Origin of the sequence: Streptomyces sp. AK02-01A (genome assembly GCF_033795305.1) — a bacterium.
Classification (GTDB): domain Bacteria; phylum Actinomycetota; class Actinomycetes; order Streptomycetales; family Streptomycetaceae; genus Streptomyces.
In genome coordinates, this window is the sequence record NZ_JARBAE010000023.1 from 1 (window position 1) to 20120 (window position 20120).

Consider the following 20120-nt stretch of genomic DNA (forward strand, 5'->3'; position numbering starts at 1 on the left):
CCACCGCCCTCGCCGCGGCCCGCGATCAGCTCATCCTGGCCGCAGGCGTCATTACCGGCACGGACATCAATCTCGTCGGCACCATCGGCCGTCACGTCCTGGCCCACCTCCTGCCCGCCCGGCGGATCCGCACCAAAGACCGCATCGTCAAACGCGCGATCTCCAAATACAACGCACGCGGACCCACCATCGACCGGACCACCTACAAAGCCACCATCACCGTCAACATGATCATGAGCAGCCCTTGACGTCCCCAGCCCCGCCTTAACTGAACGGCGTTGCCTCTAGCCGAGGTTCCCAAAGACGCGCGGCACCCACTGATCGAGCTGGGTGCCGAAGGCCGCTGCCGATTTGATGCCGAACGCCGGTATCGGTCCGCCGTCGTCGAGGCCGTCGAAGTAGTCCACGTCAGCCCAGCCGCCCCGGAACAGCACCACGGACAGCCCGGCGTCCCCCGGGCCGGAGATGAGCACGCCGACGGAGTCGGGGTCACGCACGAGAGTTCTGTCAGTCTCAAGGTGCTGAGGCCATGGCGCAGTTTCGTCCCGCCACGTCACCTGCCCAACCTTGAGCCCGGCCGCCAGCCATCGCGCAGCCCGCTCAGCGATTACTGCGGCTGCCTGATCAAGATCGATGACGCGCTCCATGAGCGGATCATTCCCCACTCCGACGCACCGTTCCACTGACTTCCACACACCCTCCGGTCGGACCGCACACCATCGGGCCGACTCCGGTACTCCTCAATTCTCGGCGACATTTTCAGAGTGCCCTGCCATCAACCGCTCTTGGAAGCCACTGGCAAACGCTCTCCGGTCTCGCCTACGCAGCCAGACCTGATCTCATCCGCCCCCACGCAGCCACCCCTCACCTGCCCGGCGCATCCCGCCATGCCCCCAACTCGGCGCCGTGCCGTACAGACGGCGCGGGAGTCGGACGGGCGGCGCACACAACGCCGGGGCGGACTGGCCCGCCGGGTCAAATCGGCGGCGGCTTCGCCGGGTCGTCGTGCGCCCGTGGGCGCCGACCACGTCGTCCGGCCCGGGTCCCCGCCTGTGGAAATGGTCGTCAGTGCTGGTCCTCGCAACAGACCACGGCGGCCCTCCAGGACAGCTTCCGCGCCATCGATCACGAACAGGCGAACCGCCCGGATCTCTCCCGCCGCGAACACATACGTCAACGGGCGCCCGCCGAGGAGGTGTTCGACCTGGCCGGTCGCCCGGCCCTGACGTCATCGGCCTCGGCTGGTGATGATGTCCACAGCCCGCTCGGCGATCGCCAGAACGGTTGCGTTGGTGTTGGCCGCGGGCAGAGCGGGCATCACGGACGCGTCGACCACGCGCAGACGGTCGAGACCGTGAACGCGCAGTTCTGCGTCGATTACCGACGACGCGCCGGTGCCCATCCGGCAGGTGCCGACCGCGTGGAAGTACGTCCCCACACTGCTCCTCAGAAAGGAACACAATTGGTCCTCGCTGTTCACCGAGGCACCCGGCGATACCTCCTCGCCGCGCCACGGATCCAGAGCCTTCGAAGCGCTGATCTCGCGTGCGAGCCGCAGCGCCGCGATCATCCCGGCGACGTCTCGTTCGTCGCTCAGCAGACCGAGATCAATTGCGGGTGCTTTTCCGGGCTCGTCCGAAAGCAGCGTCACCGAACCTCGGCTATGGGGAGCCAGTAGGCTGAAGCCGAGCCTGTAGCCCTGGGTCCCGGGCGTTACCACAGGGCTCTCCATGAAGAGGATCTGCACATCGGGTGCCGCGAGAGCTGGATCTGTGCGCAGTACGCCGAGAACTTCGACATCATTGTTGGCGCCGTCCGGCATCTGCCGCGCTGCGGCGTAGGCAATCGTCCCCAGCGGATGATCAGACAGGTTGGCACCCACGCCGGGCAGATCCGCGACAACGTCGATCCCGTGGGCGCGCAAAGCGTCGACCGGGCCCACACCCGAGAGCATCAACACCTGCGGAGAGCCGATCACTCCAGCGCAGAGCAGGACCTCGTTCCTCGCGTGCGCAGTGTGAGTGCTGCCGTCGTTGACGTAGCGCACCCCGGTGCAGCGAGTCCCGGAAAAAGTGAGCGTGTGAACTGAGGCGTCCGTCACCACCGTCAGGTTCGGCCGGTTCAGAAAGGGCCGGAGGTAGGCATCCGCGGCGGACTGCCGCACTCCGTCGACGGTGGTCAGCTCGGTCCAGGCGACACCTTCCGCAACGTCCCCGTTGAGATCGGCCGACACCGGATAGCCACGCTCCTGGACCGCCGCGAGAAATGCCTGCGCCGCGGGTCGGGAGCTCGCCGCCGCCTCAAGTCGCATCGGCCCTTCAACGCCTCGGTAAGCGGTGTCAAGGTTCTCGGTGTGCTCACTGCGCCGGTAGTAGGGAAGGAGGTCGTCGAACCCCCAGCCGCGTGCGCCCGCGGTCACCCAGGCATCGACGGCGGAGCGCTGCCCGCGGACGTTCATCATCGCGTTGATGGAACTGGAACCGCCCAGAACCTTGCCTCGCGGATAAGGGATGGTTCTGCCGCCCAGACCGGCCTGCGGCACCGTTGTGAAGCCCCAGTCCACTTCGCTGCCCATCAGGCCCCGCCACGCCGACGGCACCGACATCGTCGCCGGGCCGTCGGCAGGTCCTGCTTCAAGCAGGAGCACCTGGGCGTCAGGGTGCTCTGACAGCCGCGACGCCAGAACAGAACCGGCTGTACCTCCACCCACTATCACGAAATCCCATGAATCCACGGAATTCAGCATAAGTAATTCGAATACCGGCGCAAAGTCAGACCTTCAACGCCACCGCTTCCGGCATCGCCAGTGCTCCGCAGCCCAGGCGCCCTCCCGCCGTGCACCGCAGGGCACGGCACAGCCAGCTTCAACTGCCGCCTTCCCACACGCCCTGGACGGCGCCGGTTGGCGTCGACGCCGAGTTCGGCCGTGTCGGCACAAGGCCGGTCGCAGACCGGGCTGAGGTATGCGGGAACAGCCGCGTCCCGAGCGGCAGGAGCAGTGCGGCGACCAGCATCCGGAAGAGGTCCGGGCCGGGGAGGCGGGCCGGCCACAAGGTGTTCACGAACAGCGGGAGCGGCCCGGAGTGCAGCCGCAGGCGTCCGGCGCCGGGGTCCCCCGCCATGGCGCCGGCGGACGGATGTGCGGAAGGTGCGCAGCAGCCCTTGCCCTGCCAGGCGTCGCGGCCTTCCTTCACCGCGATAACAGCGAGGGCAAGTGCGGCGACGGGGTCGGCCCAGGACCAGCCGAGAGTGGCGTTGAGGACCAGGCCGACCAGGAGCACGGCGGAGAGATACGTGCACAGCAGGGTCTGCTTGGAGTCCGCGACCGCGGAGGCGGAGCCGAGTTCACGGCCCGCACGGCGCTGTGCGGCGGAGAGGAACGGCATGATCCCCAGGGACAGTACGGCGAGCACGATGCCGGGAATCGAACGGTCGGCCTCGCCGGCGCCTACCAGGGCACGGACCGCGTCGACGCCGACGTACGCGGCGAGTGCGCAGAAGGAGCCGGCGATGATCCGCAGGGCGGACTTCTCCCGGGCCTCGCGGACGGTTCGGACGGTCGCGCAGCCGTCAGGCGGCGGTCATGCCGCCGTCGATGGCGAGTGCGGCTCCGGTGATGAACGGCGCTTCGTCGCTGAGCAGAAAGGCCACGAACGCCGCGATCTCCTCCGGCCGGGCGATCCGCCCGACCGGGTGCGCCGCTCCGGCCGCACGGACGGCCTCTTCCGGCGGCAGGCCCATGTTGTTGCGGAGCAAGGGAGTGTCGACGCCGCCGGTGACAAGCGCGTTGACACGTACGCCAGTAGCGGCCGTGTCGAGTGCGACCGACCGTGTGAGTCCGACAACGCCGTGCTTGGCGGCACTGTAGGAGGCCATGCCGGCGGCTCCGGTCATGGCGAGGTTGGAAGCGTTGTTCACAATCGCACCGCCGCCGGACGCCTGCAGCACGGGCACTTGGTACTTCAGGCTGAAGAAGACGCTACTGAGGTTGAGCGCCAGGTCGGCGTTCCATGCCTTGCCATCGATGCCGGTCACCGGGCCGACGGCGGTGGCCGCGCCGACGTTGTTGAACGCCCCGTCGAGGCGTCCGTGCCGGTCGACCACCTGCTGGACCAAGTCCGCGACCTCCGACTCCGCTGTCACGTCGGTGCGTACGAAGAAGGCGTCCGCTCCGCCGGCACGGAGTTCGGCGGCCAGCGCGTCGCCCGCTTCCTTGCCACGGGCCGCGAGGACGACCTTCGCGCCCTCGGCGGCGAGCCGCTCGGCGGCGGCACGGCCCATGCCGGAGGTGGCACCGGTGATGAGGACGACCTTGTCGGTGAAACGTGCTGACATCGCTGACCACTTCCTGAGTGTTCTGGCTGTTCTGGCTGTTGTGGAGCTGAGAGAGATTCAGAAGGCGATGACGAGCCGGCCGCGGACGCCGCCGGCCGCCAACCGCCGGTGCGCGTCACCGGTCTCGACGGGGGAATAGGTCCGCGCGACCCGTGGGACCAGAACGCCCGCCTCGGCGAGCTCCCGGATCTGGTTCAGTTTGTCCGTACGCCCGAAGTAGTCCGGGACGAAAGTCGACTGCACGGTGATCCTGCCGCTGTCGTCGTGCTCGTAGCCGCCAGGTTCCTCGGCGCCGCGGAAGCGGACAAATGTGCCACCGTCACGGACGGCTTCGAACAGCCGCGGACCAAACAGCGCGGCATCGGCGACCGCGTCCACGCCATCGGGATACCGAGCGCGGAGATGTCCCGCGACATCAGACCCTCTGGCCACGATCTCGTCCGCGCCGCAGCGCCGTACCAGTTCCTCGTCGGCGGGTGCGGCATCGGCGATCACGGTGAGTCCCGCGTGCCTGGCCAACTGCACCAGATAACCACCGAGCGCCCCGGCCGCCCCGACAACGGCGAGGACCGATCCCGCCGGAAGGGCCAGCATGTCGAGCGTCCGCAACGCGGTGAGCCCGTTCATGGGCAGCGTCGCCGCACTCGCGTGGTCGGAGCCCTCCGGTGCGCGGACGACCCAGCCGGCCGGCAGCACCTTGTACTCGGCGTAACCGCCGGCCGCGGTCCCCACTGGCATGACCATCGCCATGACCGAGTCACCCACGCGCAGTTCCGTCTCGGTCCCCGGACCCACTTCGTCGACCACACCCGCGATGTCCATGCCGGGAACATACGGGCCCGGAAACTCCCGTAGCCTCTGCGCGAGCGCCCCCGACCGCAGCAGCGTGTCCGCCGGATTCACCGTGGCCGCGTGAACACGCACACGGACCTCACCGGGCCCGGCATGCGGATCCGGCAGATCGACAACCCGCAGTACGTCCGGTCCGCCGAACTCGTACAGCCCAACTACTCGCACGTCACACCCCTCAAGGAGTACCCAATGAATACCAGGTACATCTCCTGTACCTCATCTTGAGTCTCCGGGACCACCATCAACGCGACAAGAAGGCACTTTGAAGTGCTCAGGTATCCCCGGAAGAACCACTCCAGGACCAAGATCGCGTGAGCCGCCGCACCTACCTGGTGAGCCGCACCTGATCCCTGAGCCATACCTGGTCACGTCAGCCGTACCAGGTCACGCTCGTATACTTACCGCCATGGCGCACCCGATCACGGAACCGGACGACACGGCCCCCGCTCTGTGCGAACAAGGCCGTGACCTCACCCGCAACGTGCTGGAACGGATCGGCGACAAGTGGTCCGTAGTCGTGATCTGCAAGCTCGCCGACACCACACGCGGGTTCAATGAACTGCGCCGCCTCAGCGGCCCCATCACCCAGCGGATGCTCAGCGCCACACTACGCAGACTGGAACGCGACGGGCTCGTCACGCGGACCGTCCGTAACACCAAGCCTCCTCGCGTCGATTACGCACTCACCCCACGCGGACTCAGCCTGCTGGAAATCGTCCAAGCACTGGCCCGATGGGCAGAGGCGAACGCCGGCGGCATCCTGGACTCAAGAACAACCTTCGACACCTCACAGGGATGACGGCGCACCGCAACGAACCCACCGGCGTTCCGACGCGACAAGCCACCTCCCGCCCACCACACGACCAACCCGTCTCCGAACACACCACGCCGCCACCCACGCAGCGCAGCCGTACGCATGGCCGACCGGCGCCGCGAACCGGAGAGCGTCGCCCGCGACAGATGTTCAGGAAACGCCGCTCGGCCGGAACTGAATACTGATCCGTGGTCCTGTCGCCCGTGTGCTCTTGGGAATCGCGTGTTCCCATGTGCGCTGGCAGGAGCCGCCCATCACGATCAGATCGCCATGCCCGAGCGGCCGCCGCACAGTCCCACCACCGTGGCGCGGGCGCAGCACCAGATCGCGCGGCGCGCCCACGGAGAGGATGGCCACCATCGTGTCCTCGCGCGCGCCCCGGCCGATCCGGTCACCGTGCCAGGCGACACTGTCGCGGCCGTCCCGGTAATAGCAGAGCCCGGCCGTGGTGAACGGTTCGCCCAGCTCGGCGGCGTAGTGCGCGGTAAGCGTGGCACGGGCCTCGGCCAGGACGGGATGCGGCAGCGGGTCGTCGGCGCGATAGAAGGCGAGCAGTCTCGGGACGTCCACGGCGTGCTCGTACATCTGCCGTCGCTCGGCCCGCCAGGGAACATCCGAGGCGAGCAGAGTGAACAGGGCATCGGCCCCGTGCAGCCATCCGGGCAGTAGATCGATCCAGGCACCGTCACCCAGCTCGCTCCTGCGCGACTCGCCCAGCGGACCGAGACGGATGTCATCGGTCTGATCGAAGAGCGAGCCCTGGAGATGCGTGGCCATGGACACCAGTGTACCCATTTAATCGAATGTACGTTCTGACGGTGTGACGGGAGACCAACACCCGCAGTCACCGACCCCGCCCCCGGAACTCGCCTCCCACCACCGCCGACGTACGCACCGGCGGCCACTGGCATAATCCGGCCGTGGATGCGAGCACAGAGGCGGACGCGGTACAGGCGGACCAGGCGGTGCCCGGCCGCACGCCCGACCGGCCCCTGGAGTGGGCCATCCGCCCCGCGGAGCCGGCAGATGTCGAGACGATCGCGGAGCTGCGGGCCACGGTGATGCGCCCGGACCTTGAGCGGTTGGGTCGGTTCGACGAGCATCGGGTCCGGCAGCGGCTGCGGGATTCCTTCTCCTCGCACCACACGTCGGTGATCCTGGCCGGCGGCGCCTTCGCGGGCTGCGTCACTTTGCGGCCGGCCGAGGACGGACAGTGGCTGGAGCATTTCTATCTCGCCCCAGGCGTCCAGGGCCGGGGATTCGGTTCGGCTGTCCTGCGGACACTGCTGGACCGGACTGATTCCGACGGCCTGCTCGTCCGTCTGAACGTCCTGCGGGGCAGCGGTGCCCGGCGGCTGTACGAGCGCCATGGGTTCACCGTGGAGGTTCAGGACCCGATCGACATCTACATGGTGCGACTGCCAGGTGCGGGCGCTCTCGCAGTATGAAGAAGAGGGCAGTGGAGTGTGTGAGGCGGATGTGTCCGTGCGGCCCTGTCACATCCTGCCTTCACCGGCATCACCCGCGCCCAACTTGGTGATCCGGCCGAGGAGTTGGCCGCTCCATGGACCGCGCCCCACGAGTCCGCGCTGCAGCACCGGCGAGGCAGGAAGCGAAAGCCGCGGGAGGGAAGAGGAGCCGACGCCGGACGCAACGCCCGCTCGTCGGCATCACGCTGCCTGGCGCATGAAGGCGAAGGGTCAGTAAGTCGGGCCTCTTCGCAGTGCGGTTGGCGACTTCTCCGCGGACACCGGGCCGGCCGTAAGACGGCGTACGAGCCGGCGCCAGTCAGTCAGTGACGGCGGCCCAGACGGGCAGAACGTCGCGCCTCATGTGCTCGCTCCATTGAGGTAGCCAAGGAGGCACCCACCTGTTGCTTCCCACCAGGTCTGCGGTCACTCGCCCGCGGCCACCACTTTGAGTTCGGCGAGCGACTCCCGCAAGAAGTCCGCCAGACCGCGCTCCTCATCGCTCTCACCGACCCAGCGCTCGAACCCGACCTTGAAGACGGCGATGCCCGCCTCCGCGGTGAGGCTCGCGGCCGGCTCCTTGACGCCGCGCCGGCGCAGCGTGGCGGCGAGCGCCGCGGACAGCGACGCAAGCTTGATCAGCTCCCGCTCGCGCAGCTCCGCGTTCGCCACGATGACGGCCTGGCGCTGCCGGGCAAACTCGTGGCGCTCCAGGAAGAAGGCGGCGACAGTCTCCAGTGTCGAGGCCATCGCGTCGATCGGCGCGACCGTGTCCGGGGTGCCGGCGAGGGTGTCCACGAAGATCTCCTCCAGCGCCTGCGAACCCCCGAACAGCACCTCGCGCTTGTCGGCGTAATGCCGGAAGAACGTCCGCTCGGTGAGCCCGGCGCGTTTGGCGATCTGCGCGGCGGTGGTCTGCTCGAACCCGCGCTCGCTGTAGAGGTCCAGCGCTGCCTGCTCCAGCCGCCCGCGCGCGTTTGGCTCCCATCGACCCATACCGCGATCCTACGTGATGGCAGCGACTGACATCAGGTGTTACGGTTGATGACAGTAACTGACATAGGCTCGTTCGCCGCACATCTCGTGCCCGGTATCCCGGTGCCCCGGCGCGGACGGCCGACTTACCCGGAGGTTCTCCTCATGCGTGTGTTCATCACCGGCGCGTCCGGCTGGATCGGTTCAGCCGTTGTTCCGGAGCTCATCGGCGCCGGCCATCAGGTGGTCGGGCTGGCCCGCTCGGACGCCTCGGCCGCTGCCCTCACCGAGGCCGGTGCCGAGGTGCGCCGTGGCACACTCGACGATCTCGACACCCTGCGCAGCGCGGCTGCCGAGTCCGACGGCGTGATCCACCTCGCCTTCAAGCACGACATCGCGTTCAGCGGCGGCTTCGCGGACGCCGCCGACGCGGACCGGCATGCCATCGACACGTTCGGTGAGGCGCTCGCCGGCTCCGACCGCCCATTCCTCATCGCCGCCGGGACGCTCGGGCTGGCGCCGGGGCAGGTCGTGACCGAGCAGGACGGCCAGGCGTCCGACCCGGTCGGCGGCCACCCGGCTGACGGCCCGGCCAAGCGGCGGGCCAACGCGCACGCGACGGTCGCCCTCGCGGACCGCGGCGTCCGCTCGTCGGTCGTACGGCTTCCTCCGACCGTGCACGGCGACGGGGACCAGGGCTTCCTCGCCACCGTGGTCGCCATCGCCCGCGAGAGGGGCGTCTCCGGCTACATCGGCGACGGCACCAACCGCTGGCCCGCCGTACACCGGTCCGACGCCGCGCACCTCTTCCGCCTGGCGCTGGAAAAGGCTCCGGCCGGCTCCACACTGCACGCGGTCGCGGAGGAGGGCGTGCCGATCCGTACCGTCGCCGAGGTGATCGGGCGGCACCTCGGCCTGCCCGTGGCTCCGGTCTCCCCCGACGACGCGGCCGGACACTTCAGCTGGCTGGCCGACTTCCTCGGCCTGGACAGCCCCGCCTCCAGCGCGTACACCCGCGAACTGCTGGCGTGGCAGCCGACCCAGCCCGGGCTGCTCGACGACCTCGGCAAGGGCCACTACTTCGCCACCCCGTCCGCCTGACCAACCGCACCCGACCAACATCGGCACTGACTGACTGACCCGACTGCCGGCCGCCAGCTCCGCGCCGGCGGCCGGTCCCCGCGTGTCCCGGTCAGCGCCGTCTCGCCGGGCCCGCGTCCACGGAATCCGCACCACCACTGTCCTTGCGCACCGCGTGTCGGGCGAAGGCCGGAAGCGCGAACCAGCACAGCAAGAACCACAACACCATCACACCCACGAGCGAGGCCGCGATGGTGTTGTCGAGCGCCAGGCGCAGGACAAGCAGCAGGGCCGATGCCATCGTGCAGAGCAGCAGTACGAGACCAGCCAGGGCCAGACGTGACGCCCACGCGACCACCTGAGGTTTCAGCCGGTGTCCAGTCAGCAAGCGGTGCAGGGACACCGGGCCGATGAGCGCCCCGACAGCGGACGCGCCCAACATGACCGTGACGGCGTAGAGGGTTCTGTCGGCGTCCGACAGCTCGGAGAAACGAGCCTGAAAGACTACGGTGAGCAGAAAACCGAAGAGAATCTGCACCCCGGTCTGCGCGATCCTGAGTTCCTGGAGGAGTTCGCCCCACAGCCGGTCGGCCCGCTGCTCGATCGTCTCGTCGCGGCCGTGACCACGGCCGCGACCACTGTCGTCCTGCGCCATCGGGGCCTCCCACCTCCAGCGGGACCTGCTCCTGAGCACCGTAAGCCGCGGTCCGGAACTTGACCCTGAAGACACGGCTGACCGGTCGAACGGTCGCCAGGTCGCCCTCCTGCCGAAACCTCCCCTACAACCCAGCGCCCGGACGCATGCCTGCGGTCCCGGCGGCAACGCGCTCTGTCTTCTCAAGAGGTCTTGTTCAGCTCCGCGTTGAGCCGGATGACGATCTTGTCAACCGGAGATTCCTCGTCGCTGCACAATCCGCGTATTCCGTCGAGGATCACCAGCCGCCCGTTGAAGAGCTCTGCCGCCGGTGATTCCCATCTTGGGTCCGCGGAGCTCACGAATAGCGCCACGTCATCCCACCGGACGAGGCGGGTGCGCCACAGTCCATGACTGCGGACCCCGGAAGTCGTCACGCGCAGACGCCGAGCCAGCCCTCGCCATGTCAGCACCACCCATGCGACACCGGACACCCAGTACAAGACGTTGAGGAAGGACGGCCGCCACTCCGCGAGGCCGCCGATCACGAGAGCCACACCCATCTGCACCAGGAGCACGTTCAGCCCCCACGTCCACCAGATCCGCATGCTGTACGGCACACTTCCTCCCAGCGCCACGCAGCCGAGTTCCAGCCTCGGGCATTTGCCCACCGCCGGAACCCGTCAAACGATGAGTGCGAGCACGATGGCCGAGTGACAGCGCACCCCACGGAGATCACGCGGCTCCAGCAACGTCCACCTCGGGAGCGGACACCGAAGAGGTTGGGCGAGATGCGCCGCCAGGGAGGAGGAGGGGCAGCGGCTGGGGCAGGCCACCACTCCCCCTCGGCCCTACGGGCTTCCTGCGACCGTGGTTCAACTCGTAGTCCAGACTGGTAGTCCAGACTCGTGGTCCCTATGCCGAGGGACGGCTGGTCTCGGGAGTACCGGCCTTCTTGCTGGCTTCAGCGTTACTGAACCGGCCCGCGTGAGCGAGGATCGCCTCCGGGTCGTCGACCGACGGATAGATCCACCGGGCGTTGATGTTCTGCTTGAGCGTCTTGGCCTCCTGTCCGGTGAAATGGATCACACGGTCCCAGCCCTTGGTTTCAATGGCGTGGTCAGCTCCGAGGTCCAGGCAGGTGTTGTAGGCGTCCGCTGTGAAAGGCACGGCCGCGGTCCCCGTCAGGTCTGCCACCACGTTGTGTCCCGCGAACTTGCCCATGGGCTGGGCGTGTTGGCAGCTCTGCATCGTGTAGTGGCCCTCTTCGACGAGTGCGGCGGCGGTGTCGCCTGCCGCGTACACGTCGGACACTCCGTTGACCCGCATGTACGCGTCCACGCTCAGTCGGCCGAGCCTGTCCCGGTCCCCAGGGATCTGCGCCGTCAGAGGGCTGGCGATCATGCCGGCCGTCCACACGACAGTGGCCGCGGGGATTACTTCGCCGTCTGAGAGCGTGATCTCGTCACGGGTCGCCGATGTCACGGTCAGTCCCAGACGTCGCTCGATCTTCAGCTCATCTATCGCACTGTCGATATACGGACGGGGTCCGGAGCCAAGCTCCGGGCCCAGAACGTCGGCGCGGTCGACGAGGACGACGCGGACTTCCTCGCCCGCGCCGTGCGGATCGGCGATGGTGTGCAGGCGCTCGACCAGAGCGGTGGCGATCTCCAGGCCGGTGAAGCCGGCGCCGACCACGACGGCCGTGTGCCGGCCTGCGAACGGCTTCCGCTCAGGGAGGCTCCACAAGTGGTGTTCGAGAGTGGCCGCGGAGGTCAGGGTGTCGATGTCGAAGGTGTACTGCGCACCCGGGAAGCCAGGGCGGATCAGCTGGCTGCCGGAAGCGAGAACAAGCTTGTCGTAGCTCAGACGGACATCCTCACCGGTCCGGCCGACGGCTTGGACGGTATGAGCCTCGGTGTCCACACCAGTGACAGTCGCCGTGACCCTTCGGACGCCGATCGGACCCAGAACACGATCCAATGGCACACGCTTGCTCTGCGGATCGTCCTCGTACAGGCGGGGGCGAAGGACCAGGTCATCACCGCCACTGATCAATGTGACGTGGATGTCCTCGCCGGCTTGTCCGGCAGCGCGGGCAGCCCGTACGGCGCCCGCAGCGCTCCATACGCCGGCGAAGCCTCCGCCAATTACCACAATGTGTGTCATTCGTCGTTCCCTCTCTGGAGACAGGGCAGCAGTTGCTGCGGTGGACGACAGACGTCTGCCGTGTGAGGGGCAGCAGCTCCTGGGATGAAACGACAGACGTCCGGCCGGTGAGGGGCCCTGTGCAGATGCTGAGCGCAGCCTCACTCGATATCTGGATGCTATATATCCTGGATAAAATTTGTCAAGGTTCTGGTTGGCCTCGTCGCTCGCATGGTCTGGCACCGCGCAACCGACTCTCGGCCTCACCGCGGCGGCTGACACCGCGGAGGGCACATCGGCTACAAGGCCGAGGACTTGGCCGGCTCTACCGGCCGCTCGTTGTTGTCATCGGCCGTCCGGGATACCGGGACGGCGCTCTGTCCTGTCGCCAACTTCCAGGCCCTGATACCCCAACGAGCACGCACGCTGGACAGCGAGGTCCGCGCTGATCCCGGTGTTCGCTGAGCCATGTCGCCGGCGCGCCTCCGTACACCCTGGTTCACCCTCGCTCAGGTGTCCGCCAGGCGGGTGACGAAGATGTGGTCCGCGGTCGTTACACGCAGGTCGAGCCGCCCGCCCGGTGAATGGACGATGACGTCGTACCCATCAGATTCGACTGAGACTCTCTGACCCGGCAGCACCTTCACGCGCTCCATCGCGCGCATCAAAGGTGGGTCTCTCTGCAGCACTTCGCCGATGCGCTCGATCTGGACCGCCGCCGAGGAAAGAGCGGCGTAGGACAGAGGCAGCAGCTCGGCCTCCCGGACACCCTGTGGCTCCGGCACGGCCCGAGTGGCGTCGCTCGGGATTCCAAGGGCGTCCAGTCCCGGGATCGGGCTCCCGTGAGGGCACAACAGCGGAGGTGTGAGGAGTCCGGCGATCAATCGCTCGGCCTCATCGCTGATGACGTGCTGCCAGCGGCTTGCCTCCGGATGTAGCTGGTCCCACGCCAGTCCGACGACATCTCCCAGGAAACGTTCCGCGAGCCGGTGTTTGCGCATGACCGAAACGGCCTTGCCGCGCCCCAGGTCGGTGAGCCGCAGCTCACGGGACGCCGTGAGCACGAGCAGGCCGTCACGCACCATACGCGCCACGGTTCCACTCACCGTGGGCGCCCGGTGCCCCAGTCGCTCGCCAATCCGGGCGCGGAGTGCCACGCGTCCCTCTTCCTCGCACTCGTACACCGTGCGCAGGTACATCTCGACCGTGTCCACCAAATCCTCATGCGGAGAATTCATCAGAGCCCTTCCATCGATGAGCCGGCCCGTCCGTATGTGGGCAGGCGCCTGCCCCGGCCCGGGCGCCCACTATGGCTCCGCGACCACCACCCGAAGAATCCAGTGCGCCGATCATGCGATCTGACGCGCCGATTTGAACCCCCATCACATGCTTAGGTAAGGCAATCTTTACTCGCAGAGCCGGAGGCGCCGCTGCGGCACAGCTCCTCGCGTGACCTGCGCGTACGCCCCGGACCGACGACAGAGAAAGGCCCTGCCATGACCAAACCGCACCTGGGTGTGGTGATCGGGACCACGCGTCAGCACAGGTTCGCCGACAAACCGGCCCATTGGATTTTCCAGCAGGCTGCCGAGCGTGGCGACATGACGGTTGAACTGATCGACCTGCGCGACTACGTCCTTCCCTTCTTCGACGAGCCGCAGCCACCGATCTTCACTCCTGCCAAGAACCCTCATGCTGCCCGCTGGTGCGCGAAAGTCGCCGCCATGGATGGCTACATCTTTGTGACAGGCGAGTACAACCACAGCATTTCCGGCGCCCTCAAGAATGCCCTGGACTTCCCCTATGCCGAGTTCAACAAGAAGCCGGCGTCCTTCATCGCGTACGGCAACACCGGAGGTGCACGGGCCGTTGAGCATCTGCGGCAGATCGCCTGCGAACTGGAACTGGTGCCGCTGCGGCGCGCGGTCCATATCGGTTTGAACGAATACCGGGGCGCGGTCGACGAAAGCACCGGCCTGGGCGAACACGAGCACCTGGCGGTTGCCGGCCGGGAGCTCCTTGACGAGATCAGCTGGTGGGCCACGGTTCTCAAGACCGCCCGTGACGAGACCTCGCCTGCCACACGGCCGACGGGCTGACGGTGTGACAGGCCGGGTTGCCCGGCCCGTCCTGGGCGGCCGGTGTGTTTCCCGCGCTCACCGCACGATACTGACTGGGAGACAGGCCCCAGTGGGCGCGGAAGCGCCTCGCCCCGTAGTTGGCGTCATGCCAGCCCACTGCCCGGCAGGCGGCGAACACCGGCATGGTCGTGGATTCCAACAGGTAAGCCATGTGTTCCGCGCGTGCCCGCCGCAGATACGCCATGGGGCTGATCCCGAACTCCGCGGAGAAGCGGCGGGCCAACTGGGAGGGCGAGATTCTGACCTGCCTGGCCAGAGCGGCCAGCGTCCAGGGCGAGGCAAGCCGCTCGTTCAGCAGTGACACGGCCCGGGCGGCATGGGTTTGGCCTGTGCCGTGCCATGTCTTCGGGGCCGCTGTGAGGGACTGATCCCGGCCGGGCCCGTGTCCTGGCGCCGGCGCGGGGACGGGTCGCGGAGCGATGAAGGAGAGGATGTCGAACAGCCGGGCCAGGCATCCGAGCAGGTTCGTGGTGGTGCCGCGGGACAACGAATCCACGACCGAGATGCACGACTCCAGCGCATCGTCAGCGACGTCGAGGGTCATCACATCCAGGTGCGCCTGGCCCGGATTCGCGCACAAGACCGGGGCCAGCGCCGGCAGGTGCGGCATCGCCCCGCCGGCAGCACGCAGGAGAGTCATGCCGATGTAGAGGTTCGACACACACATCTGCCCCCTCGGCTCGTAGGAGTGCCAACTGCCCGGCCCGATGACGACGACCCGTCCCGGCGACAAGTCCGACGGACCGTGTTCGGTGTGCTGGCGGGCCTGGCCGGAACGGACGAAAGTGAGGGCCGCGAAGCCGTGCGAGTGGGCCCGGAGCCCCTGCTCCAACCGCAGGTTCTCCACGAGTAGCAACGCGTCCCGCCCAGGCAGAACCTCGTTCTCCGTGATGAGGCGCATCCGCATCCTTCCTCGGTGACAACAACTCCCCCGGATTCAGCTCACGCGCCGAAGCAGCCAGGGTGCGACGGGCCGGAGAGCGGAATGCTCACAGCCACGACTTTCGCGAACCGGCTACCGGGAAATAGGCCTGCGGCCTGGAGTGAAAGGCGGGAGCAAGACGCCCTGCGGCAGCGGCGTCCAGACCAGTATGCACACCTCAAAACTGCCCCTTGCCAAGCAGAGCTGCGGTATTTGGGTTGGATATATCGAAAATCCGCCGAGTCGTCTGTGAAGCTGGCCAGCGCTTGGAAGCAACCCTCTCCGGTCTGCAAGTGTGGAGCCGTGGCAAGCCGCTCTTCTTCGACCAGAAGGCGGTAACGGCAGGATTCACCAGCCGTGCGGACGCTCCCCCTCGGACACCCCGAGTGTCTGCGTGCCACTGCCGCGGGCCTTTATTGGCTCCGCGGTGTCCCCAGGGCCTCCCGGAGGCGACCCGTCACCTTTCTGATGAGGTGTTCGCAGCGCCTCCGGGCCGCCCGACGGGGGTGCCCCGACTCGGCTTTGGACAGCGCGGGAGTCGCCGGGTCGGGGCACCGGGGGCCATGTCTTTCGAGATGACGCAAGGAGAACAGCATCGTGAACAGCGTCAACCGCCCGCCGTCGAACGGGTCGCCACAGCATCCGCTGACCACGGCCGCGGGTGCACCTGTTGTCAGCAACCAGGACTCGCTGACCGCGGGCCCTCGCGGGCCCATGCTGCTGCAGGACGTGTGGTTCCTGGAGAAGCTCGCACACTTCGACCGGGAAGTGATTCCCGAGCGGCGTATGCACGCCAAGGGCTCCGGCGCCCACGGCACCTTCACGGTCACCCACGACATCACCCGCTATACGAAGGCGAAGATCTTTTCCGAGGTCGGCAAGAAGACCGACCTGTTCGCACGGTTCTCCACCGTCGCCGGCGAACGGGGCGCGGCCGACGCCGAGCGTGACATCCGTGGATTCTCGGTCAAGTTCTATACAGAGGAAGGAAATTGGGACCTTGTCGGTAACAACACTCCGGTGTTCTTCTTCCGTGATCCCCTGAAGTTTCCTGACCTCAATCACGCGGTCAAGCGCGATCCCCGTACCAACATGCGGAGCGCCGAGAGCAATTGGGACTTCTGGACTTCACTGCCTGAGGCCCTCCATCAGATCACGATCCTTATGAGCGAACGCGGTATTCCCGCCTCGTACCGTCACATGCACGGGTTCGGATCGCACACGTTCAGCTTCATCAACGCTGACGGTGAGCGGTTCTGGGTGAAGTTCCACCATCGGACCCAGCAGGGCATCAGAAACCTCACGGACGCCGAGGCGGCTTCGGTGATCGCTACCGATCGGGAGAGCCATCAGCGGGATCTCTACGAGGCGATCGAGCGCGGCGAGTTCCCGAAGTGGACGCTCTACGTCCAGATCATGCCGGAGTCCGACGCCGCGGACTATCGTTTCCATCCCTTCGACCTGACCAAGGTGTGGTCGAAGAAGGACTACCCGCTCATCGAGGTCGGTGTGTGGGAACTCAACCGCAACCCGGACAACTACTTCGCCGAGGTCGAGCAGGCCGCTTTCACACCGGCCAATGTCGTACCCGGGATCTCGTTCAGTCCGGACAAGATGCTGCAGGGCCGGTTGTTCTCCTACGGCGACGCCCAGCGTTACCGGCTGGGTGTCAACCACCATCAGATACCGGTCAACGCCGGCCGCTGCCCGGTCAACTCCTTCCACCGCGACGGTGCGATGAGGGTGGACGGAAACCACGGCAGCACCCTGGCCTACGAACCCAACACCCACGGCTACTGGTCCGAGCAGCCCGCCTACCGTGAGCCCGCCGAGTCCATTGGAGCCGAGGCCGACCGCTACGACTTCCGCGCCGACGACCAGGACTACTACACCCAGCCCGGCGACCTGTTCCGGTCCATGAGCCAGGAACAGCGGCAGACGCTGTACAGCAACACTGCTGGAGCACTGGCCGGTGTCACCGAGAAGGTACGCCGCCGCCACATCGACCACTGCACACGGGCCGACCCCGCCTACGGCCGCGGCGTCTCCGAGGCACTGGCCGCCCTGGACATCTGACCAGGCCGATACGACAACCGCTCGCCAACGCTCGCCCGCCATCGGGCAGCCGGCGAGCGGCCACTGAAAGGAAGTCAGCAATGACAACACCGCCGTCACCCGTCCGCACCCGGGACGAGGAGATCGAGGCGCTCGGGCACTACGCCTACGGCTGGTCCGACCAGGACGCGGCCGGCGCCAACGCCCGCCGTGGACTGTCCGAGGCGGTAGTCCGCGACATCTCGGCCAAGAAGGACGAGCCCGAGTGGATGCTGCACAAGCGGCTGCGCGCCCTGTCCCTGTTCGACAAGAAGCCGCTGCCCAACTGGGGAGCCGACCTGTCAGGCATCGACTTCGACGCCATCAAGTACTTCGTACGCTCGACAGAGGGCCAGGCGACGAGTTGGGATGACCTGCCGGCGGACATCAAGAACACCTACGACCGTCTTGGCATCCCCGAAGCTGAGAGACAGCGGTTGGTGGCCGGCGTCGCGGCTCAGTACGAGAGCGAGGTTGTGTACCACAAGATCAACGAAGAGCTGCAGCGTCAGGGTGTGATCTTCCTGGACACCGATTCGGCCCTCAGGGAGCAGCCGGAACTCTTCCAGGAGTACTTCGCGTCGGTCATCCCGGCCGGCGACAACAAGTTCTCCGCGCTGAACACCGCGGTGTGGTCCGGTGGCTCGTTCATCTACGTGCCGAAGGGCGTGCATGTGGAGATCCCACTGCAGGCGTACTTCCGCATCAACACCGAGAACATGGGCCAGTTCGAGCGGACTCTGATCATCGTCGACGAGGACGCCTATGTGCACTATGTCGAGGGCTGCACCGCCCCGGTCTATTCCAGTGACTCCCTGCACTCGGCGGTCGTGGAGATCATTGTCAAGCGAGGCGGCCGCTGCCGGTACACCACGATCCAGAACTGGTCGACCAACGTGTACAACCTGGTCACCAAGCGCGCCCGTGCCGAGGCCGGAGCGACGATGGAGTGGGTCGACGGCAACATCGGGTCAAAGGTCACCATGAAGTACCCCGCGATCTTTCTGATGGGAGAGCACGCGAAGGGCGAGGTTCTGTCCATCGCTTTCGCGGGAGCGGGCCAGCACCAGGACAACGGCGCCAAGGCGGTGCACATGGCCCCGCACACTTCCTCCAACATCGTGTCCAAGTCCGTCTCACGCGGCGGCGGCCGCACCTCGTACCGCGGGCTGGTACGCGTCAACAAGGGCGCGCACCACAGCGCCTCAACCGTCAAATGCGACGCGCTCCTGGTAGACGACTTCAGCCGTTCCGACACCTATCCCTTCGCCGACATCCGCGAAGACGACGTGTCCATGGGACACGAGGCCAAAGTGTCCCGAGTGAGCGAGGAGCAGCTCTTCTACCTCATGAGCCGAGGCATGTCGGAGGACGAGGCCATGGCGATGGTCGTCCGCGGCTTCATCGAACCCATCGCGCGCGAGCTCCCGATGGAGTACGCCGTCGAGCTCAACCGGTTGATCGAGCTGCAGATGGAAGGAGCGGTGGGATGACAGACGCACCCGTTGTCACCGAGCCCGGACGCGCGCGTTCCGGATCACCCGCCGAGCGGTTCACCTCCCGCGACTGGGCGGACTTTCCGCAGCCCCACGGCAAGGACGAACTCTGGCAGTTCACTCCGCTGGCGCGGATGCGGCCGCTGCTCAGCCCGTCCGCCGCCACCGGCCGCATCGCTCTCCACGCCGACCAGAAAAACCCGGTGAGGTGGTCATCCATCGCCGCGCGGCATCCGGCGACCGGCCGCGTCCTCCAGCCGGCGGACCGGGTCAGCGCGCTGGCGTGGTCGCAGGCCGGCCGGGCGTGGATCCTCGACATCCCGGGCCGGCACACTCCGGAACAGCCGATCAGCGTCGTCCTGCGCGGCGAGCCCGGCATCTCGTACCACCACCTCGTTGTCAACGCCGCCGCCGACAGCAGGGCCGTAGTCATCCTCGACCACCAGGGCAGCACCACGTCGTCCGGGAACGTCGAGGTCAGTCTTGGCCGAGGAGCACATCTGACACTGGTCGCCCTGCACGATTGGGACGAGGACGCCGTTCATGTGTCCGCCCATGCCTGCTCCGTCGGCCCCGGCGCCACGCTGGAACATGTCTCGGTCAACATCGGCGGTGGTGTCCTGCGTACGTCGCCCTCCGTGCACTTCCTGGGACCGGGCGGCACCGCACACATGCTGGGTGTGGGCGTCGCCGGCGCCGGTCAGCACCTGGAGACCCGTTTGCACATCGACCACGCGTACCCGGACTGCGTCTCGGACGTGCTGTACAAGAACGTGCTCGCCGCCTCTGACGCGCGCACCGTGTGGACGGGCGACGTACGGATCCGCCCGCAGGCACGGCAGACGTCCACCTACGAGATGAACCGCAACCTGATCCTGCGCCCAGGCGCTCGCGCCGACTCCGTCCCGAACCTGGAGATCGAGACCGGTGACGTCCAGGAAGCCGGCCACGCCAGCGCCACGGGCCGCTTCGACGACGAGCAACTCTTCTACCTCCAGTCCCGCGGGATCCCGCAGGACCAGGCACAGCAGCTCGTCGTGCGCGGCTTCCTCGCCGACGTGGTGCACCGCATCGACGCCCCCTCCGTCCGCGACCGCATCATGGCCGCGATCGACGCGAAACTCAGCAGCAGCCCCTCCCGGAAGGCGACCTGACACCAT

At 67.2% G+C, this 20120-nt stretch carries 19 protein-coding genes and 1 pseudogene; 8 read left to right on the top strand and 12 right to left on the bottom strand.

The features are described 5' to 3' along the window. Positions 1–248 (top strand): annotated as a pseudogene (locus PV679_RS21145) (transposase); the annotation flags it as partial. A 36-nt stretch (positions 249–284) separates the two neighbouring features. Here the strand turns inward: PV679_RS21145 and PV679_RS21150 are convergent. From PV679_RS21150 to PV679_RS21170, 5 genes are all read right to left on the bottom strand, one after another. Then, on the bottom strand, positions 285–647 hold the full coding sequence (locus PV679_RS21150) for a hypothetical protein (protein ID WP_319681902.1): 363 nt from the start codon (positions 645–647) through the stop codon (positions 285–287). Between the two features lie 581 nt (positions 648–1228). Then, entirely contained in the window at positions 1229–2734 is a 1506-nt protein-coding gene (locus tag PV679_RS21155) for a GMC family oxidoreductase (protein ID WP_319681903.1), read from the bottom strand. Positions 2735–2864: 130 nt separating this feature from the next. Further along, positions 2865–3521, bottom strand: coding sequence for a cation transporter (locus PV679_RS36220; RefSeq protein WP_416069773.1), 657 nt, complete (start codon positions 3519–3521; stop codon positions 2865–2867). Between the two features lie 49 nt (positions 3522–3570). Beyond that, positions 3571–4335: an SDR family oxidoreductase gene (locus PV679_RS21165; RefSeq protein ID WP_319681904.1), complete on the bottom strand. Its 765-nt coding sequence runs from the start codon at positions 4333–4335 to the stop codon at positions 3571–3573. 57 nt (positions 4336–4392) lie between these two features. After that, a complete protein-coding gene (locus PV679_RS21170; RefSeq protein WP_319681905.1) occupies positions 4393–5352 on the bottom strand; it encodes an NADP-dependent oxidoreductase in 960 nt (319 codons plus the stop codon). A 241-nt stretch (positions 5353–5593) separates the two neighbouring features. Between PV679_RS21170 and PV679_RS21175 the strand changes: the two genes are divergently transcribed. Beyond that, positions 5594–5986 carry a helix-turn-helix domain-containing protein gene (locus PV679_RS21175; RefSeq protein ID WP_319681906.1) on the top strand — a complete coding sequence of 131 codons (393 nt, stop codon included), beginning with the start codon at positions 5594–5596 and terminating at the stop codon, positions 5984–5986. 165 nt (positions 5987–6151) lie between these two features. Here PV679_RS21175 and PV679_RS21180 read toward each other — a convergent pair whose 3' ends face one another. Next, a complete protein-coding gene (locus tag PV679_RS21180; protein ID WP_319681994.1) occupies positions 6152–6778 on the bottom strand; it encodes an alpha-ketoglutarate-dependent dioxygenase AlkB in 627 nt (208 codons plus the stop codon). Between the two features lie 143 nt (positions 6779–6921). On the opposite strand from PV679_RS21180, the gene PV679_RS21185 reads away from it, so the two are divergent. Next, complete coding sequence (locus tag PV679_RS21185) at positions 6922–7449, top strand: GNAT family N-acetyltransferase (RefSeq protein ID WP_416069767.1); 528 nt, start codon at positions 6922–6924, stop codon at positions 7447–7449. Positions 7450–7896: 447 nt separating this feature from the next. Here PV679_RS21185 and PV679_RS21190 read toward each other — a convergent pair whose 3' ends face one another. Beyond that, complete coding sequence (locus PV679_RS21190; protein ID WP_319681907.1) at positions 7897–8466, bottom strand: TetR family transcriptional regulator; 570 nt, start codon at positions 8464–8466, stop codon at positions 7897–7899. 144 nt (positions 8467–8610) lie between these two features. Here PV679_RS21190 and PV679_RS21195 point away from each other — a divergent pair, with 144 nt between their 5' ends. Further along, the gene (locus PV679_RS21195; RefSeq protein ID WP_319681908.1) at positions 8611–9546 is read left to right on the top strand and encodes an SDR family oxidoreductase; all 936 of its coding nucleotides are present in this window, start codon (positions 8611–8613) and stop codon (positions 9544–9546) included. A 91-nt stretch (positions 9547–9637) separates the two neighbouring features. Here the strand turns inward: PV679_RS21195 and PV679_RS21200 are convergent, their stop codons facing one another. From PV679_RS21200 to PV679_RS21215, 4 genes are all read right to left on the bottom strand, one after another. Beyond that, complete coding sequence (locus PV679_RS21200) at positions 9638–10180, bottom strand: DUF6328 family protein (RefSeq protein ID WP_319681909.1); 543 nt, start codon at positions 10178–10180, stop codon at positions 9638–9640. 182 nt (positions 10181–10362) lie between these two features. Then, a complete protein-coding gene (locus tag PV679_RS21205) occupies positions 10363–10767 on the bottom strand; it encodes a hypothetical protein (protein WP_319681910.1) in 405 nt (134 codons plus the stop codon). 307 nt (positions 10768–11074) lie between these two features. Further along, entirely contained in the window at positions 11075–12328 is a 1254-nt protein-coding gene (locus PV679_RS21210) for an NAD(P)/FAD-dependent oxidoreductase (RefSeq protein WP_319681911.1), read from the bottom strand. Positions 12329–12816: 488 nt separating this feature from the next. After that, positions 12817–13545 carry a metal-dependent transcriptional regulator gene (locus PV679_RS21215; protein ID WP_319681912.1) on the bottom strand — a complete coding sequence of 243 codons (729 nt, stop codon included), beginning with the start codon at positions 13543–13545 and terminating at the stop codon, positions 12817–12819. Between the two features lie 258 nt (positions 13546–13803). Between PV679_RS21215 and PV679_RS21220 the strand changes: the two genes are divergently transcribed. Next, positions 13804–14406 (top strand): NAD(P)H-dependent oxidoreductase, encoded by a 603-nt coding sequence (locus PV679_RS21220; protein WP_319681913.1) that lies wholly within the window; start codon positions 13804–13806, stop codon positions 14404–14406. On the opposite strand, the gene PV679_RS21225 is transcribed toward PV679_RS21220, so the two are convergent. After that, the gene (locus PV679_RS21225) at positions 14357–15349 is read right to left on the bottom strand and encodes an AraC family transcriptional regulator (RefSeq protein WP_319681914.1); all 993 of its coding nucleotides are present in this window, start codon (positions 15347–15349) and stop codon (positions 14357–14359) included. The two genes, PV679_RS21220 and PV679_RS21225, sit on opposite strands and share 50 nt — an antisense overlap. A gap of 618 nt (positions 15350–15967) precedes the next feature. Here PV679_RS21225 and PV679_RS21230 point away from each other — a divergent pair. The 3 genes from PV679_RS21230 (at position 15968) to sufD (ending at position 20114) form a co-directional block, all read left to right on the top strand. Further along, positions 15968–17446 carry a catalase gene (locus PV679_RS21230; RefSeq protein WP_416069768.1) on the top strand — a complete coding sequence of 493 codons (1479 nt, stop codon included), beginning with the start codon at positions 15968–15970 and terminating at the stop codon, positions 17444–17446. A gap of 80 nt (positions 17447–17526) precedes the next feature. After that, the gene (gene sufB, locus PV679_RS21235) at positions 17527–18957 is read left to right on the top strand and encodes a Fe-S cluster assembly protein SufB (protein ID WP_319681915.1); all 1431 of its coding nucleotides are present in this window, start codon (positions 17527–17529) and stop codon (positions 18955–18957) included. Then, a complete protein-coding gene (gene sufD / locus PV679_RS21240) occupies positions 18954–20114 on the top strand; it encodes a Fe-S cluster assembly protein SufD (RefSeq protein WP_319681916.1) in 1161 nt (386 codons plus the stop codon). Before sufB ends, sufD begins: the two co-directional genes overlap by 4 nt. The last annotated feature ends 6 nt before the right edge of the window (positions 20115–20120 follow it).